Genomic DNA, 16969 nt, shown 5'->3' on the forward strand with positions numbered 1-16969 from the left:
GCTTCTTGAATTAATTTTCTAATTCTATATCACTTCCAAAAGTTGTTTATTTTAGACAGCTTAGATAAGTGCGTCACTTATTGGCTTACTTCTACTTTCTTTCACACTATCCTCCCGTAATTTCGTCATAATTACTTATTAGTTTATCGTCTTTTTGTCCAATGTCAATAGATGTCTCCTTGCATTTTTCTTGCATTTTTCTTCCATGTCTGCTAAAGTGATAATATCAAAATAGAAAAGGAGAACTTAACATGAGCGAACATACTTGTGGATGCGGTCATGAAGACTGCAATTGTGAAGAAGTACAGTCTACAGTCACATTGACACTTGATAACGATGAGGTAGTAGAATGTGCTATCCTTACAATCTATGAAGCCGGAGAACATTCTTACATTGCTCTTCTTCCGCTGGATGAAGACGGAGAACAGGCAAACGATGATGTTTATCTGTACCGTTTTGTTGAACCGGAGACGGAAGACGGCGAACCAACTCTTGAGAACATCGAAGACGATGACGAATATGAAGTTGCTGCCGATGCATTTGACGAATGGCTTGACTCTCTGGAATATGACGATTTAGACGTCGAAGAGTAATTCAGATAAAAAACGGGAAGGGGATTGTCTCTTTCCGTTTTTTTCTCTTCGATATGTTACAAATAACTTTCTTTTTGCCCGCGTCATTGCCACATAGAACATTCTTCGTTCTTCTTCGATTGCCGCAGGTGTTTTCGCTTTCTTATACGGAATCTCATCTTCATTGGCTCCGATAATAAATACGGTATCATATTCAAGTCCTTTCGCTCCATGCATTGTCAGAAGCACAAGCTCATCTTCATCCGAAGGCCCTTTTTCTCTTTGTTCTTTTAATTCTTCTGTATATTTCTGTACAAATGTAAACCATTCTTCAATCGTCTGATGTCCGGCAGCCTGCTCCTGAATATAGTCGAGTGTTTCTGTCAGACCACTGAGACTGCTGTGTTTTTCTTCTGCATATTCTTTCAGAAACTCATCATATCCATCTTCTTTCGAATATATTTGATTGCCTGCTCCGGAGTCATAGTTTTCATCTGATGAATATCATACTCCAACTGTCGGATTCTTTTCTGCATCCATTCTTTATCGCAATAATAATTCATCATATCTTCAAAAGACACGATTGCCTTCTCCAAGCTGTTTCGGGCAAGATAACGTTTCGGACGATTTAGTATCATAAGAAAATCACTTCGTTCACGACTTCCTTTTGCTAATCTCAAATATGCTGCCAGGTCTCTTGCAATAAAATGCTCATAAATATTAGGAATATATTCTTTCATCTGAAATGGAATGTGGTATTCTGTACAACATTCTACAAATGTCCGTACGCTAAGACTGGTGCGAAACAGCACTGCCATATCCTTATAGGGAATTCCAATCTGATGTCTTCTCTGTACTTCTCCCAGAATATATCTGCTTTCTTCCGCCGCATCTTTTGTTTCCTGCACATGTACGTCTTCGCCAGCTTCTCCAACAGCTTCAAATATTTTAGGAAATCTTGCTGCATTATGAGAAACAACTCTGGTTGCTGCCGTCACAATTTTCTTTGTGGAACGATAATTCTTATTCAAAAAAATCTCTTTGGCTTTTGGGTAATCCTTCTGAAAGCCGAGCATAATTCCGGGACGCGCCCCCCGGAACTCATAGATTGACTGATCATCATCTCCTACAATAAACAGATTCTGCTCTGGCTCAGCCAAAAGTTGTACAATCTTATATTGCACCGGATTAATATCCTGAAATTCGTCTATCATTAAATATCGGAATTTTTTCTGCCATTGTTTCAAAATATCCGGATATTTTTCAAACAATTCCAGACAGGACACAAGCATATCATCAAAATCAAGCTTTTTCATCTCTTTTCGCTTTCTCTCATATGAGTTATAAATTTCGCGAAAAATATCCGGCCGCATATGCTTTGATACAAATGTTTCCACACGCAAACGATTATTTTTTATTGCACCGATATCTTCCAACACACCTGCCAGAATATCTTCTTCCTCTCCCTCTGCATCATCCCATTCAATATAACAATGGGACAGCTCTTCTTTCACAAGCCGTTTTTTCTCCTCATCCGACATGATATTTGCCGCATCAATGTGATACGCCCACTTCAGAATCCCATAAAACACTGCATGAAAAGTACCAAATGTAATCGGTGTCTTCTGCTTATTTGTAGCTTTTAAATAGCGTTCTTTCATTTCCCTCGCCGCAGCTTTCGTAAATGTAATGACAAGGATCTCCTGCGGCGAAATATTTGCCTGTTCTGTCATATAAATAATCCTTTTCACAAGGGTAAAGGTCTTTCCAGAACCAGGTCCTGCCAATACCATACATGGGCCTTGCGTATGCGTAACCGCCTGCTGCTGTGCCTCATTTAATTCCATATACTTCCTCCTAAAAACAGCAGGAGTTGATGCTCCTGCTGCTATCTTCATATATTATAATAAAATCACTAACATTCAAGAAGAATTTCTGCCAGCATCTTCTCCAATGTAGCATCTACCCGCTCATGAATCACATAATCTGCATACTTATCTGAAAAATGTTCCTCCGGTTTTACAAGCACGAGCTTATTCCCCTGGTAGTACTTTACAAGCTGAGCACATAGATTTGAATGCAGCTGAGTTCCAAGTACAAGTAAGACATCTGCTTTCTCTACCTCTGCGGCAGCCTTTGTCATAACCCGGTTGTCTACCATCTCACCAAACAAAATGATATCCGGACGGATCACGGTTCCGCATTTCTCACAGCGCGGAACACGTCGGCTGTTCTTAATATAATCCACATCATAACTCTCTCCACAGTGCGGACAACTATTTGTTAAAATATTTCCATGAAGATTGATCACATGCTTACATCCAGCCCGTTCCGGCAAACCAAAAATCCTCTTTGTAATAACTGACCGTAAAATTCCCAGTTCTTCCATCTTGGCAAGGAGCTGAAATCCTATTCCTGGTTCTTTGTCAAGTGCGCTCAAAACTTCCTTGCGATAGACTGATAAAACAGCTCTGTCCGATTATTAAAACAGCTGCAATGCAGCAGTTCTTCCGTACAAAGTCCATACCTTTGCTCAATCTCGTAGGACACCTCGCCATCGCGAAGCGCCGGATAGTCGTTCTCCGCAATCATTCCATATCCGCTTAACGCTACTGTGCATTTACTTTCCTGCAACATTTGACCTAAAATTTTAACCATAAGCTCACCCCTCTTATCTCTGGCTTTTTATCATTTTACCATGATTCCTGTTCTTCATCAATATGCAACCGGCACTTCTATTCCTTTTGTCTCGTTCTGATTCGAAACCATTTTCCCGGCAGTGAAATAATAAACACCATTCCTACCACAATTGCAAAAGAAACTTTCAGCGATTCTACCCCCTTCTGCGCCGCTAATGTCATATCATTCATCACAAAATAGTACGCAGTATAATAGATTCCTGCTCCCGGCACAAGGGGAATAATCCCCGGAATCAAAAACTCTGTTGCCGGACATTTCTTCACTGCTGCAAAAATACGAGCCATAAAGGTAATAAATACTCCACTCAGAAATGAAGCTACTGCCACAGAAGTCGGCTCGTTTGTCAGATAATAACAGGTCCACCCAAGCATGCCATTGATACCGCCAAATACATAACACCGTTTTGGAATATTAAACAAAATACAAAAAGAAAGTGTTGCTAAAAAGGAACACACCATATTAATCAACAACGCAAACATCTTACATTACTCCTATCAGATAATTATAACAAGTCCATGCGAATCCTACTCCGATTGCAATATAGGCAAAAACAAAAATTGCATCTGTAATCCGAACCGTTCCTGAAATAAAATCACTGTCCGCAATATCTCTGATTGCATTTGTAAATGCCACTCCCGGCACAAGAGGCATTACCGAACCAATGATCAATTTATCCGGACGCAGCACCGGAAAGATCCAGGATGCTCCAATAGCCAAAAATGTAATGATGACGCCTCCGATAATATTGGTAACGATTTTCGAAAGACCACGTCTTCCGGCACATACAATCCATATATAGAGAAGAAGTCCTGTAAAAAATGCCCCGACACCTTCCATCGCAGTTGCCCCAAACATATATCCGAGACAACCGCTCGCCATACCAGCTGCAAGCACCTGTGCAAGTCCACTATTCGGCTTAATCTGTTCTATCTCTTTCAATTTTTCAAAAGCCTCATCAATGGTATACAACCCTGCCTCAATCTGCCTGGAAAGATCGTTGATCTCTGCCACTATTTCTAAATGCGCCCCTGACATCGGAACATTTTTTACCTTCGCAAACAATTCTCTCTTTTCTCCTTCCAGAGAAACAATGATTGCGTTGCTTACTGTAAATGTATCTACATTATCATAGCCATAATATTTGCAGATTCTGTGCATCGTTTCTTCTACACGAAAAATCTCCGCTCCACTCCTGAGAAGAATCTGCCCTGCCTCAAGAGCAAGTTTCAACACCCGATAGATTTCTTCGTCCTTATCATCTACTTCCCTAATGATCTTCTCTTCCCCCACAGCTTTTCTCCTTAGTTCTGATTTCTATTCCTTTGATTCTTATTTCCAAACCAACTGCCTGGAAGTGACAGTACACAGACAATTCCAAGCACGATTCCAAAAGCATCCTGAAGTGCGGACAGTCCATATGATGCAGCGGCAATCATATCTCCTGCCACAAGGTTATATGCTGTATGATAAACTCTCGCTCCCGGCACGATTGGGAAAATCCCTGCAATCAAAAAGACTGTGATCGGACATTTCAGTCTCGTTGCCATGATTCTGGAACTCAACACAATCATAACCGTTCCAATAAAACAGCATACAGCAGAAGACAGATGTGGCTGTGCAAGGTAATATCCCATCCATCCAAGCATACCGGCAAGTCCGCAGCCAAAATAATAGCGGCGCTGCACATTAAATAATGTAGAAAACATCATCGTTCCGAAAAAAGAACAAAACATCTGTAACATTACTTCTATCATGACAGAACACCTCCAAATAGGCTTGCATAAGTCGATAGAACAATTCCTACTCCAATGGCAATATAGACAAACACAAGAATCGCATCCAACATTCTGACAATTCCGGAAATAAAATCACTATCTGCCAGATCCCGAATCGCATTTACAAATGCAACTCCGGGAATCAGAGGGAAGATAGAACCGCTGATAATTAAGCTCAATCGCATTCCCTCCTGTACGATACAATCAGTATACAAAATTCCAAGCAATGTTATCAACCCTCCGCCAAGAATATTTGTCAATATTTTCGAAAGGTGAAAGCGTTTCATAATTAGCAGCGCCGCAAATACTGCTGCACCGCTTATCATTGTCATCATGCATTCCCAAAATGTTGCGCCAAGCAGATAAATAAAGCAAGCACTTCCAAGACCAGATCCTATAATCTGTACGATGTAGTTGGTTGCAGGCATATTTTTTATTTCCTGAAGTCGTTCTTTCGCTTTTGCTACATCCACATTCCCTGCAGCAATATCTCTGGACAATTTATTTACTTCCGTAATAATTCCAAGATGAATTCCTGACATTGGAATTGCCCTTACCCTTGCGAATACCTCGTGTTCTTTATTGCTTGCCGTTATAAAAATGCCGTTGCTCAGCACAAAAGCATCTACCGTCTCAATCAGAAATTTCTTACAAATCCGGTCGATAGTTTCCTCTACTCTCGAAATTTCCGCACCATGCTTCAGCAATATCTCACCAGCTTCAAGCGCCAGTTCCAGAACCTGATGCATTTCTTCTTTTTTTTCTTGTTCTATCACTTCAAGACTACTCATACTTATCTCCCTGTCTCACGCTTCTCTCCCTGTCTTACATAACGCAGCGAATTCTGTTTCCACCCATCACGGACAAAGAGTTTAAAAAAACTCTCCGTCAAAAATACTGCAAGCGCAATCACACCTGCAATCTGCAGCGTCTCCGCTAAATAATACTCCGTCATTGCCGCATTCCCGGAAATAACGCTGTAAACGACACGATACATTCCTGCACCAGGTACTGTCGGCAAAATCCCGCCAAGCAAAAAAATAATGACCGGCGTTTTATACTTTCTTGCAAGTATATGTGATACGATTCCTGCCAGAATTGCTGAAACAAATGCTGCCATCGTCTCTCCTAACGTCCATTTGATTCCAAGCAGATATACAAAACCTGACAATGCACCAACCGCTCCCGCCAAAAGTACATACTTGCGCGGAGTATCCAATAGCACTGCAAAACCTACAATTGCGATAAATGTTCCCAATACTTCTATCAACATAGCTTATTCCCCCTTTATGGCAAATAACTGGAAAGTGCCATCGCTGCTCCAACGCCAATTGCAATCGCTGCCGCTTTTAAAAATGCCTCCAGAATCCTCGCACATCCGGAAACATAATCTCCCTGCAGAGTATCCCGCACTGCATTCGTAATTGCCACTCCCGGAACAAGGGGCATGATTGCTCCAATAATTACAGCTTCTAAATTCATCGTCAAAAACACCGTATGTTTCAGCAGAAGAGCTGCTGCCCCCAATGCCAGAGCAGAAATAATATCCTGTATAATCACATTCGTATGAAGGTGATCACAAACTGTATCATTCCTGCCAAGACGCCTCCAACGCAAAGCGATGCCAATACTTCCATCCACCCTCCGCCAAACATAAGTGTAAATCCAGTAACAATCATCATGGTCGAAATACTCTTTGTTCCCTGCCGGTATAGATCACTTCCAATCTTCTGCAATGCATCATAGGCTTCTTGCAGAGTTATCTCACCTCCGCAGTATCTTCTGGAAATATCATTGACTCTCACAATTTTATAAAGATGCATCCCTCTTTTTTTTACCCGGGAGATCATTGTTACCGGCTGACTCATTGCACTGTCATAAAGTGTTGCCATAATGCCTGTAATCGTTGCATGTACTTCAATGTATTCACATCCGGAGGTTTTAAGAATATGGTTCATCGTGTCTTCAGCGCGATATGTTTCTGCACCGCTTTTTAATAATAGCTCTCCCGCACAGATTGCTGTGCGCATTAATAACTGATATTCCATTTTCTCCCCGCCTCCTTTTTTGCTCATTCTACATTTATGCATAATAGCATTAAAAATTGCAAAATTCAAGAGGCGAACCTTCTTGCATTTGAAAAAGAACCTAAAAAGGGACAGAACCTAAGTCCTGTCCCATAAGCACTGTATGAAATTAACCAATATATCCGGCTTTCTTCAATTCTTCTTCTGCTTTTTCAAGGTTTGCATCAGATACACGAATGATCGGTCCTGTACATCCCATACCACTTTCAGCGTAAATGTTCTGTTTCCAGAGCACTTTTACAGCATCCTCAAGATCCATAACTTCGATACCAGCAATTGCTGCTGTTACGATCTCTGCCGGCGGAGCTGTTACTTCTTCTTCAGCTGCTGCAGGTTTTGCTGCTGCTTTACGGGCTTCTAAGATATCTTTTAAGCCAGCTTTCTTAGCTGCTGCAAATTCTTTTGCAGATACTTCGAATACTTTTCCTCTTACAAGCTGTGCTGCATAACGGATTGCATTCGCAATAACCGGTGCACCAGAAGCACGAGAAACGATCATAACTAACTGATCATATCCTTCTCCGATTCCAGGACCATAACCGTATCCTGTTGCTTCAAAGCTTCCGCCTGTATTGAAAGAAGAAAGCATTTTTACTAAGATATTACCTGTTAAAGAATCTGTTACAAGAACATCCGGAGATGCCTGAAGTACGTCATTACCTCTCATAACGCATCCGCCATCAGCACGTCCTGATTCTGCAAATGCGATGTCATATCCTTTTTCCTGTAATTCTTTTAATGCTTTTTCTGTCTGACGAGCGCCGTCTACGTTCAGAATACCGATTGTAGGATTCTTAATACCACAAGCTTTTGCTGTGATTACACCGTAAACTGCATTTTTAATCATACCTTCGATACGATCTGCGCTGGATGTACCTGTTGTATTGGCGATGAACATTTCTTTTCCTTTTGCAGGAGTAACAACACGACCAACAGTAGAAACACCAATCGGGAATGGGAAGTGCATTGTTACTGCACCATCAATCTCCTTGTTGGCAAGCATTTCTTCCATTTTCTTGTGTCCTTCTTCGTCATCCGCAACTTTAATAGTTGTAACACCCTCTGCTTCTAATGTACCGATGTAGTAAACATCGATTCCATCTTTTGCTGCTGCAACTGCAGCTTCCATAGCGTTCTCTTCGCCATGTTCGCTACCCATACCAGTAAGAGCAATTTTAGGACGTTTTCCGTAGCTTCCGCTCTCTAAGCCCTGTGCCATTTCCATAAAGGTAGCAGCGATCATTTTTTCTACACTACTTGGCATTTTCGTTCACTCCTATTCTTCTGCTGTCATCAATGATGCTGCAAAATCTTTCATTGCTTTTGCAATTAAGCCTTTGATTTCTTCTTCAGATACAGCGCTTGCTTCTTCAGCACCTGTATTTGCCTGAATTACGAAAGATACACCATCGAATAAGTTTGTCATACGACCAAGGAATAAACTTCCTTTACCAATGATCATAGCATTTTTGATCTTTCCTTCAAGGATATCTTCACGAGCAAATCCGATGTACGGAACACCTGACGGAATATGTCCCTGAGTTGGAGCCCATCCTACAAGACCATGTTTTTCAACGAAATCATTGATTTCTGTTCTCTGGATGTCACCACGTTTAACAGCTAAAGCTGCGATCATTTTGTAGTTAGCAAGCGGAACATCACCTGCACCAGCTGGTTTTGTAATATCTGGGTTCTGCATCTCTGGAGAGAATTTATCGATATCTGTAACTTTCATTCCAACTCTTTCCAGTGGATCTGTTACAAGACCGCCAATAACAGCCTGTGGAGCAGAACCTGTTCCTACTGTATGACGTCCAATGATATCAAGGTTGATTTCTGGGTTTACACCATCGTTCTCAGAAAGAACAACTGCAAATCCTCCTAAGCAGTCCTCTAAGATCGGAAGACCTTTTTTCACATGGTCTTTACCATTCATACCTAATTTAGCTGTACATCCACCAGCTGTAACAACAACTGTTTTGAATGCTCCTGCTTTTACAAGAGAAGCAGCTTCGATTAATGCATGAGAAGGTCCGGCACAGAATCCTCTTGAGTCAGATCCTGTTGCGTTAGGAAGACCTACGATCTCAGCAGCAGCTTTAGCGAAGTTACCGCCACCACGCTGATTCATATCACCACAAGCCTCTTCAGCACAGTCGATACATATTCAACTTCTTCTGGCTGAATACCTGCGTTACGTACTGCATATGCTAATGCAAGAACACTTGAAGCTTTACTCATCATGTTCTCATGCATAACATGTGCAGAAAGGTTAACATCGATATCATGAGCTCTCTTAACACAACCAACTAATTTGTTGTTGTTGTATAATCCTTCTGCATGTTCTTCGTTAACGAAATGTTCGATTTCAGAAAGTTCAAATCCTTCGTGGATTTTTTCTTTCATAGCTTCTGTAATGATTGGATTTTCACAGAATTTATCTTTAACTTCTGCAACGAAGTTCTTGTCTAACAGTACAACTTCGAACACATCACAGATCTGAACTAATAACAAGAATTCATCCTGTGGCATAATCTCACCGTATTTACCAAAACGGCTTGCATCTTCCTTTTTCTGTTCGAAGAATGGGAATGGAACTTTTGCCATATCATCCGGATGAGCGTTTCCAATGTATGTCTGGTTTGGCCAGTACTGTACACATTCTTCATATGTACGAAGGTGATTTGGAAGTTCTTTTAAATATTCAGATTCCGGATTAACAACTTTCTCTGTTGTCTGAGTTGTTCCGTTATAATATACCATTTCAGGAACATGTGCTAATACGTAGCTTGCTCCTTTGATTACACTATTCATAATTCTTGTGTCCACCTTTCATTAAGTTACTTAAGGAAGTGAGTGTGATTTTCCTTAAGAATAAAGGTGATGGGGTAGCATGCTACCTCATCACCCCACTAATTAATCTTATAAATATTTACAAAATTCTTCACGGATAGAAGACATTTCACTTGCAATATCATCAACGTCTAATACCATTTCCATCATACCAACCTGTTCGTCATAAACAGCTGGATCAAATTCTGCTTTAACTTCTTCTTCACATACGTGGAATACCGTGAGTCCTAACTCGACCCTGTCAATGGACCAGCGAATGTTGGGTCACCTGCTGTTACAGTCTCAGCTGCAAGGCCTGAGCCTTCGCCTTCTGCTGCACCTAATAATACAACGATATTTTCTGCGCCGTATTCGTCAGCGAAATCTTTAACCCTTTTCTGATTCTCTAAATCCATTGCGCCTGCGCTTGTTCAGACGAAGCATTCTGTTGCTGAATAAATCACTTCAGCGCCAGCTGTTTTAGCACATTCTGCGATAGCTGGTCCCGGAACGCCGTCACGGTCGCCAATGATAATGACTTTTTTTCCATCTAAAATTGCCATTTCAAATTCCTCCTCATTTTATTTTGCTTGTTTTTTCCCTAAATTTATTCGTAAAACCTGTCGGTTTGTACGCGCTTGCAATAAATAATATGGTGCTATTGATTAAGCGTAGTATTTCTTAATCATTGCTTCTACGTTCTCTGGAGTAGCGTCTTCTTTCACACATTCGTCAACTTTCTCTCCATCTTTGTAGATAGCAATAACAGGAAGACCTAAGATCTTCTGACCAATAGCAAGACGACGAGCTTTAGTTGTGTTTAATGATGTAAATTTAATTTTATCACCATAAACTTCTTCAAAGCCATGTACGTGTGGCATTAATGCCTGACATGGAACACATCCATCTCCAAAGTAGTCAACTAAAATGTAGCCTTCTGCCTCTAAAACTTCTTCTTTGAAGTTGTCTTTTGTTAATTCCAGCATTTCGTTCAACCTCCTTTTCAGACTTTTTTATCTGTAATCCATGATAACATAGATTATCAACTTAGTCAATTGTTACTCAAGTTCACCAAGATATTTCTCGCACTGTGTTGCTGCGATAGCACCATCAGCTGCTGCTGTAACAACCTGGCGAAGTGATTTCACGCGAACGTCACCTGCTGAGTATACACCTGGGATATTTGTTTTCATGTTTTCATCTGTAATGATGTATCCTCGCTCATCCATCTCAAGTGCAGTATCTTTAAATACGTCTGTGTTAGGAATTGTACCGATAAATCCGAATACTCCGAATAATCCATCTTCTTCATCAGCTTCAACTGTTGTTGTTTCACCAGTTTTAACATTCTTAACGATCATTCTGTTAAGAAGACCATCTTCTCCGTCAGCACTGCCAACTTCTTCAACAACAGAATCCCACATAAAGTGAAGTTTTCCATTGCCATTGTCATTCATCTTGAATGCCTTCTCCTGAATGGATTTTGCAGCACGTAATTCGTCACGTCTGTGAATGATTGTAACTTTACGAGCGAATTTTGTAAGGTACATAGCTTCCTCTACTGCTGAGTCTCCGCCACCTACTACGAAAACTTCAAAGTCTTCGAAGAAGTTAGCATCACATGTAGCACAGTAAGAAACACCTCTACCGATGAATTCTTTCTCGTTTTTACATCCAATCGGTCTTGAGTGAGCACCTGTAGCAAGAATAATTGTCTTACCGCAGATTTCTTCACCTTTGCTTGTGATAACTTTTTTTACATCGCCTTCAAGAACAACTTTTTCAACTGTAGCAGCAACTCTGTCACAACCGAATTTAGCAGCCTGTTCTGTCATTCTGGCGATGAGTGAAGGTCCGCTTTCACCTTCTACTGTCTGTCCAGGATAGTTCTCGATCTCATCTGTAATAGCGATCTGTCCACCGTCTTTACCTTTTTCTACGATTACTGTAGAAAGGCGTGATCTTCCTGCATACAGTCCTGCTGCTAAACCAGCAGGACCTGCACCCAGGACAACAACGTCATAAAGTTTGCTCATAACGTTTTCTCCTTCTTTCTTAATGCATTAGCATTTATTATTTATCAAAGATCGTCTGATCTTCAACTTCTGTGCACAGTGCGTTAAGAGCTTTTTCTACGATTCCTTCACGCAGTTTGTATTCTTCATCTTTATCCAGAGCCGGATTTCCAAGTGGATGAGGAATAGCAATAGCAGGAACGATTCTGTTAGCTCCAACTGTCATTGAAATAGGTGTTACTGTACAAATATGAACAACCGGGATTCCAGCTGCTTCGATACCTTTTACCATCGTTGCACCGCAACGTGTACAAGTACCTCAAGTAGAAGTTAAGATAACTGCATCTACTCCGTCAGCGATCAGTTTCTGTGAAAATTCTTCAGCAAATGCTAAAGAAGATTTTACAGCTGTACCGTTACCAACTGTTGTGTAGAATTTGTTATGTAACTTACCGATTTTGCCTTCTTTCTCGAACTGACGAAGAACGTCAACCGGAAGAACGCGGTCTGCATCTTCATTAGCGTATACTGGATCGTATCCACCATGAGCTGTCTCGTATTCAGCTTCTGTTAAGTCCATAACACCTGTAATATCATATTCACCGTAGTGAGATGCATTAGATGCTTCAATATGGTCTGGATTTCCTTTCGGAACGATACCACCAGATGTAACTAAAGCGATTGTAGCTTTAGAAAGATCTTTAATAGCTGGGTTTGGAGCAACACGGTCAAAACTTGGCATTGGATACTCTGTTTCGAATGGTTTACCAGCTAATTTCTTCATAAGCATATCAACAGCACGTTTAGAACCTGTTTCTTTTTCAAAGAAGTTCACACGAACACCGTTTGGCATATAGTTGTCCTGGCAAGAAGCACCGATTGGCTCTTTCTTAGCAAGTTTTAATGCTAATGGAACAAGTTTCTTCATAGCATCTCTCATACCAGCTGCACTGTTCTTTGTAGGTACTGTGTAAACTTTCTGTTTGAACATATCAGCACCTGGGTTCTCTACGTACATACCTGTAACTGCCGGAATTCCTAATTCTTCCTGAACAGCGTCACAGATTGTTCCACAAGCTACACCGTAACGTCCAGCGTTGAAAGCCGGTCCAGCGATAAATACATCTGGATTCTGTTCTTTTACAGCTGCAAGGATTTCAGCTTTAGCTGATTCAAGATTTTCGTTGAAGTAAGAGTCACCGCAGATGATAGTAGCAACGATTTCTACTTCACCTTCCAGACCCTGTTTTAAAGCTAAACCAGGTCCTACTACTTCGCCAACGCGAACTTCAACCGGGTAATCAGCTTTTTCTTCTCCACCAATATTAGCGAAGAACTGGTTAATATAATGTACTGCTTTTAACATTCTAATTCTCCTCCTTCACTATCTGGCTGTTAAGTAGCTAAATCCAGTTTCGTTTGTAGCGCCTGTGATTGCCTGAATCTCTACTTCAATGCTTCCATCTTCGCGTAAACTGTGTTCATTACCACCAGCGATAGTGTTAACGTAATCTAATGTTCCGATTACTTTATCAAGTTTAGGAAGAACGATAACCTGGTTTGCATTTCCGCCTGTTACTACAGCATCTGCAGCAGCATCAGCATCTGCAAGTGACTGAGATTTTCCGTCACGTCCAGCATACTCATCTGTGATGATAACTGTCTTAACGCCTTCAGCTTCGATCTTCTTTGTGTTCATGATAAGGTCAGTATCCGGGTTACCGAAACCTTCCTGAGATACGATTACACCGTCTAAATCTAAGAAACGGCAAAGTTTTGCTGTCCAGTCAGATGAACGCTGTTTGTCAGCAAGGTAAACGTTCTCATTTGTAAGGATATGGCAAACAAAGTTGATTTCTTTACCATGTTTTTCAAATAATTCCTGAACAACCTGGTTGTTTTCATGTACATATGTAGGGTTTTTATCACAAGCAGATACACAGTTACCTGAAACGATTGCACCGTCCATGCTCTCTGTTGTTGTCATGATTGTAGATAATGTTTTCTTAGCGTCAACACCATATACATATGTGTCATGAAGAAGTCCCTGGCTCTGTAACATCTGTACATAAGCAACTCTCGGAAGATTCGGGAATTTTTCTTTACCTTCCATTACTCCGTAAGATTCATATACTTTTGTCTCGTCTGGAGTAAGTTCGCGAGCTAATTCACCTAAGTAGCATGCTACTCTGAATCCTGCAAATCTTACAGCTGCTTCATAATCATGCTGTTTGATATCATCAACTGGTTCACAAACAACTACTAAGTTGTTTAATTTAGAGAATGGTGTGTACTGTGCACCTGGGCCTGTCATATCGATGATACCTTCCTGGAAACCAACGATTTTACCAGCTGTAACAACTGCCATGCCTTTTAATGCATATGTTTTTCCTTCTCCAACTGTGTCAACTTTAGCGATAACTCCCGGGAAAATTCCTCCACGGCCTTCCACTTTAACACGTGGTTCGATTACGTCTTTAACCGGAGTGATACGTACGCTCTCTCCTGGTCTTGCAATATCAAGTTTTACGCTTTTGATTTTTTCGTCCTCAAGGACAACTGCCTTTACAGCTTCTTCGTCAACATAAAGAACACCATCAACGATTTTGGACTCTGATCCAAACTGAATGTCTTTAATGAAGATGTGACCTACTTCTAGTCTTCTCACTGTAATTCCCTCCTTATAAAAATATGTGTGTATGTTGCTAAGGCACTTGCGTACCCATACAGCCTTTTACCATGCAGTCGCTGACGGAAGCGCACTGGAAATCAGTGTCAGATCCACTACCTGAAAATCTTCATAAACTTCCGGAGCATACTTGTCAGACTTGAACTGAAACTTCTTGCAGGACTGAATTGCAGATTCGATAATTCTCATCTGGCTTACATCAAGCCTCTGACATCCTCAGAAATCATGATTGATTTATACGGAGTCTCATTCGGCTTAACGCTTCCCGACAACGGATGTGTCAGTAACTCATGTCCTTTATAGATTCTGTCTCTCACTGTTTTGAGAATATCCTCATATGAGATTTCAAAATATTCAACATTATATAATCCACCTAATTCTTCTTTGACAAGCGGATTATTTGTAATGATAATAAACTTGTTTTTCATGTTTCAACCACCTGTTGTAAAAAAAGGAACCACTTATAGCCCGTGAGCCTCCAAGCAGTCCCCTTTCTGTCTTTGTCTCGAAATTCAAAACTTCATTCAGAACGTAGTCCTTTTCCTGTTCCTTTTGCCTGAAAGTTTCACCAACTTATATATGGTTTGCATCTTCGGCGGCCTTGCGACTCTCTCACTGGAAAATTCATCCTACTATTTAGTTTTTCTATAAGAACTTTTTCTTTAATCATTCTCTCTATGACTTGAGTTGATTATAACACAGCTTTCGTAATAATGCTAGTTCTTTTTTTGTTTTTTTCGAGTTTTTTCGTTATTTATTTTTCTTTTTCCCTAATGTATGTGTCTTAAAATAGTCATTATGTACATTTTGAATCACTTTGCTTAAAGCAAGCAGACCGATAATGTTCGGTACTACCATCATACTGTTGAAGCAGTCTGCCATATTCCACACCAGGTTAACCTCACCGAGTGAACCTGCTATAACACAAAGACATACGAGCGGAATATAGAATTTAATCGCTTTTTCTCCAAACAGATAACGAATATTTGCTTCACCGAAGAAATACCATCCGACAATTGTAGAAAATGCAAAGAAGAACATACAAATTGCAATAAAGATATCTCCCGCTTTTCCAAAGAAAGATGAGAATGCATACTGTGAAAGTTCTGCACCTGTCAAGCCTGTTGCGCGGCTTCCTGTTGTCAGGATAACAAATGCTGTTAAGTTTAATACGATAAATGTATCAATAAATACACCACTCATGGCAACGAATCCCTGTTCTACCGGATGATTTACTTTCGCTACTGCGTGTGCATGCGGTGTGGAACCCATACCAGCTTCATTGGAGAACAATCCACGTCCTACACCTTTCTGAACTGCAAGCTTTATTGTAGCACCCATTGCACCTCCGGCTACTGCCGCCGGGTTAAATGCTCCCACAAAGATATCGCGGATCACTCCAGGAAGCGCTCCAATATTTGCGAAAATAACAATCAGCGCACCTACAATATAAAGAGCTGCCATAATCGGAACGATTGTTTCAGTAACTTTTGCAATTCGTTTCATACCGCCGCTAAACACAAATACTGCAATCACCGCTACAACAACACCTGTTGCGATCTGCGGAATTCCGAATGCTGTATGGAATGAAGCTGCGATAGAATTGGACTGTACTGCATTTCCCATAAATCCAAGTGCAAATACAATCAGTACTGCAAAAATCGCTGCAAGAACTTTACCAAAGCCATTCGGGAAAGCTGCACGGATATAATATACCGGACCTCCGGTCACTGTACCGTCTTTGCCCACCTGTTTATACTTCTGAGCCATCAAAGCCTCACAGTAAATTGTAGCCATACCTAAAAATGCTGCAATCCACATCCAGAAAATTGCTCCCGGTCCTCCAACTGCAATCGCTGTTGCTGCACCGGCAATATTACCGGTACCTACCTGTGCGGCAATTGCTGTTGCCAATGCCTGGAAAGAGGACATACCATCCTTACCAGCTTCGCCTTTCTTGCTAAAAAGCCCGCCAAATGTTCTTCGCATCCCTTCTCCAAATCCTCTGACCTGAATAAACTTCAGTCGGAAAGAGAACCAGATACCTGCTCCAAACAGTGCGATAATCAGGATATACCCTGTTAACGCGTCATTAATTGATACTACAAACTCATTTAGTTGCTGCATAAAACACCCTCCTTTGTCCTATTGATAAACTAAACAAATTATTGTACTCACTTATAATAGCACTTTTTAAGCATATTATTCAATAAAAATGGTTTTTTATTTGCTTTTTTGTGCATTTTTTCCCATTTTATTCATTCTTAAAAAAGACTGATATTATTTAGACAAACTTTTT

General features: G+C 40.8%; 18 protein-coding genes, 3 pseudogenes and 1 riboswitch. Of the genes and pseudogenes, 1 reads left to right on the forward strand and 20 read right to left on the reverse strand.

Going from position 1 to position 16969, the window contains the following annotated elements; translation table 11 throughout:
* Positions 1-251 precede the first annotated feature (251 nt).
* The gene (locus DWX73_RS10730; RefSeq protein ID WP_118348771.1) at positions 252-593 is read left to right on the forward strand and encodes a DUF1292 domain-containing protein; all 342 of its coding nucleotides are present in this window, start codon (positions 252-254) and stop codon (positions 591-593) included.
* Here the strand turns inward: DWX73_RS10730 and DWX73_RS15135 are convergent.
* The 20 genes and pseudogenes from DWX73_RS15135 to DWX73_RS10820 all read right to left on the reverse strand — a co-directional run bounded on the left by DWX73_RS15135 (position 576) and on the right by DWX73_RS10820 (position 16797).
* Positions 576-1034, reverse strand: coding sequence for a 3'-5' exonuclease (locus DWX73_RS15135; protein WP_330413632.1), 459 nt, complete (start codon positions 1032-1034; stop codon positions 576-578). The two genes, DWX73_RS10730 and DWX73_RS15135, sit on opposite strands and share 18 nt — an antisense overlap.
* Positions 998-2419, reverse strand: coding sequence for an ATP-dependent helicase (locus tag DWX73_RS10735; RefSeq protein WP_330413629.1), 1422 nt, complete (start codon positions 2417-2419; stop codon positions 998-1000). The genes DWX73_RS15135 and DWX73_RS10735 overlap by 37 nt, the downstream gene beginning before the upstream one ends.
* Positions 2420-2487: 68 nt before the next feature.
* The gene (locus tag DWX73_RS10740) at positions 2488-3012 is read right to left on the reverse strand and encodes an SIR2 family NAD-dependent protein deacylase (protein WP_242996838.1); all 525 of its coding nucleotides are present in this window, start codon (positions 3010-3012) and stop codon (positions 2488-2490) included.
* Positions 3009-3230: a hypothetical protein gene (locus DWX73_RS14095; protein WP_242996840.1), complete on the reverse strand. Its 222-nt coding sequence runs from the start codon at positions 3228-3230 to the stop codon at positions 3009-3011. The genes DWX73_RS10740 and DWX73_RS14095 overlap by 4 nt, the downstream gene beginning before the upstream one ends.
* Positions 3231-3307: 77 nt before the next feature.
* The gene (locus DWX73_RS10745; protein WP_118348772.1) at positions 3308-3751 is read right to left on the reverse strand and encodes a threonine/serine exporter family protein; all 444 of its coding nucleotides are present in this window, start codon (positions 3749-3751) and stop codon (positions 3308-3310) included.
* Between the two features lies 1 nt (position 3752).
* Positions 3753-4562 (reverse strand): threonine/serine exporter family protein, encoded by an 810-nt coding sequence (locus DWX73_RS10750; RefSeq protein ID WP_118348773.1) that lies wholly within the window; start codon positions 4560-4562, stop codon positions 3753-3755.
* Positions 4563-4573: 11 nt separating this feature from the next.
* Positions 4574-5026, reverse strand: a complete 453-nt coding sequence (locus tag DWX73_RS10755; RefSeq protein WP_242996842.1) for a threonine/serine exporter family protein — start codon at positions 5024-5026, stop codon at positions 4574-4576.
* Positions 5023-5838, reverse strand: coding sequence for a threonine/serine ThrE exporter family protein (locus DWX73_RS10760; RefSeq protein WP_118348774.1), 816 nt, complete (start codon positions 5836-5838; stop codon positions 5023-5025). Before DWX73_RS10760 ends, DWX73_RS10755 begins: the two co-directional genes overlap by 4 nt.
* A gap of 2 nt (positions 5839-5840) precedes the next feature.
* On the reverse strand, positions 5841-6320 hold the full coding sequence (locus DWX73_RS10765) for a threonine/serine exporter family protein (protein ID WP_118348775.1): 480 nt from the start codon (positions 6318-6320) through the stop codon (positions 5841-5843).
* A gap of 14 nt (positions 6321-6334) precedes the next feature.
* Positions 6335-7137 (reverse strand): annotated as a pseudogene (locus DWX73_RS15800) (threonine/serine ThrE exporter family protein).
* A gap of 106 nt (positions 7138-7243) precedes the next feature.
* On the reverse strand, positions 7244-8398 hold the full coding sequence (gene grdD / locus DWX73_RS10780) for a glycine/sarcosine/betaine reductase complex component C subunit alpha (RefSeq protein WP_118348778.1): 1155 nt from the start codon (positions 8396-8398) through the stop codon (positions 7244-7246).
* 12 nt (positions 8399-8410) lie between these two features.
* Positions 8411-9948, reverse strand: a pseudogene (grdC, locus tag DWX73_RS15605) (glycine/sarcosine/betaine reductase complex component C subunit beta).
* 108 nt (positions 9949-10056) lie between these two features.
* Positions 10057-10529 (reverse strand): annotated as a pseudogene (gene grdA, locus DWX73_RS10790) (glycine/sarcosine/betaine reductase complex selenoprotein A).
* Between the two features lie 102 nt (positions 10530-10631).
* Positions 10632-10952, reverse strand: a complete 321-nt coding sequence (trxA, locus tag DWX73_RS10795) for a thioredoxin TrxA (protein ID WP_118348779.1) — start codon at positions 10950-10952, stop codon at positions 10632-10634.
* 72 nt (positions 10953-11024) lie between these two features.
* Entirely contained in the window at positions 11025-12002 is a 978-nt protein-coding gene (trxB, locus tag DWX73_RS10800; protein ID WP_118348780.1) for a thioredoxin-disulfide reductase, read from the reverse strand.
* Positions 12003-12039: 37 nt separating this feature from the next.
* Positions 12040-13347, reverse strand: coding sequence for a glycine reductase complex selenoprotein B (gene grdB / locus DWX73_RS10805; RefSeq protein WP_199413555.1), 1308 nt, complete (start codon positions 13345-13347; stop codon positions 12040-12042).
* 18 nt (positions 13348-13365) lie between these two features.
* Positions 13366-14649 carry a glycine/sarcosine/betaine reductase component B subunit gene (locus DWX73_RS10810; protein ID WP_118348782.1) on the reverse strand — a complete coding sequence of 428 codons (1284 nt, stop codon included), beginning with the start codon at positions 14647-14649 and terminating at the stop codon, positions 13366-13368.
* A 66-nt stretch (positions 14650-14715) separates the two neighbouring features.
* On the reverse strand, positions 14716-14859 hold the full coding sequence (locus tag DWX73_RS15150) for a hypothetical protein (protein WP_242996846.1): 144 nt from the start codon (positions 14857-14859) through the stop codon (positions 14716-14718).
* Positions 14860-14864: 5 nt separating this feature from the next.
* On the reverse strand, positions 14865-15098 hold the full coding sequence (locus tag DWX73_RS15155; RefSeq protein WP_242996848.1) for a GrdX family protein: 234 nt from the start codon (positions 15096-15098) through the stop codon (positions 14865-14867).
* Positions 15099-15204: 106 nt separating this feature from the next.
* Positions 15205-15297, reverse strand: a riboswitch (glycine riboswitch).
* A gap of 123 nt (positions 15298-15420) precedes the next feature.
* Entirely contained in the window at positions 15421-16797 is a 1377-nt protein-coding gene (locus tag DWX73_RS10820) for an alanine/glycine:cation symporter family protein (RefSeq protein WP_118348783.1), read from the reverse strand.
* Between the last annotated feature and the right edge of the window lie 172 nt (positions 16798-16969).

Origin of the sequence: Coprococcus sp. AF21-14LB, assembly GCF_003458885.1 — a bacterium.
Taxonomy (GTDB): domain Bacteria; phylum Bacillota; class Clostridia; order Lachnospirales; family Lachnospiraceae; genus UBA9414.

Coding starts and splice junctions, on each gene's coding strand:
- trxB (WP_118348780.1), bottom strand. CDS start 12,002: ATGAGCAAACTTTATGACGTTGTTGTCCTGGGTGCAGGTCCTGCTGGT.
- DWX73_RS15150 (WP_242996846.1), bottom strand. CDS start 14,859: ATGAGAATTATCGAATCTGCAATTCAGTCCTGCAAGAAGTTTCAGTTC.
- DWX73_RS15155 (WP_242996848.1), bottom strand. CDS start 15,098: ATGAAAAACAAGTTTATTATCATTACAAATAATCCGCTTGTCAAAGAA.
- DWX73_RS10730 (WP_118348771.1), top strand. CDS start 252: ATGAGCGAACATACTTGTGGATGCGGTCATGAAGACTGCAATTGTGAA.
- DWX73_RS14095 (WP_242996840.1), bottom strand. CDS start 3,230: ATGGTTAAAATTTTAGGTCAAATGTTGCAGGAAAGTAAATGCACAGTA.
- trxA (WP_118348779.1), bottom strand. CDS start 10,952: ATGCTGGAATTAACAAAAGACAACTTCAAAGAAGAAGTTTTAGAGGCA.
- DWX73_RS10765 (WP_118348775.1), bottom strand. CDS start 6,320: ATGTTGATAGAAGTATTGGGAACATTTATCGCAATTGTAGGTTTTGCA.
- DWX73_RS10735 (WP_330413629.1), bottom strand. CDS start 2,419: ATGGAATTAAATGAGGCACAGCAGCAGGCGGTTACGCATACGCAAGGC.
- DWX73_RS10760 (WP_118348774.1), bottom strand. CDS start 5,838: ATGAGTAGTCTTGAAGTGATAGAACAAGAAAAAAAAGAAGAAATGCAT.
- DWX73_RS10820 (WP_118348783.1), bottom strand. CDS start 16,797: ATGCAGCAACTAAATGAGTTTGTAGTATCAATTAATGACGCGTTAACA.
- DWX73_RS10755 (WP_242996842.1), bottom strand. CDS start 5,026: ATGATAGAAGTAATGTTACAGATGTTTTGTTCTTTTTTCGGAACGATG.
- grdD (WP_118348778.1), bottom strand. CDS start 8,398: ATGCCAAGTAGTGTAGAAAAAATGATCGCTGCTACCTTTATGGAAATG.
- DWX73_RS10745 (WP_118348772.1), bottom strand. CDS start 3,751: ATGTTTGCGTTGTTGATTAATATGGTGTGTTCCTTTTTAGCAACACTT.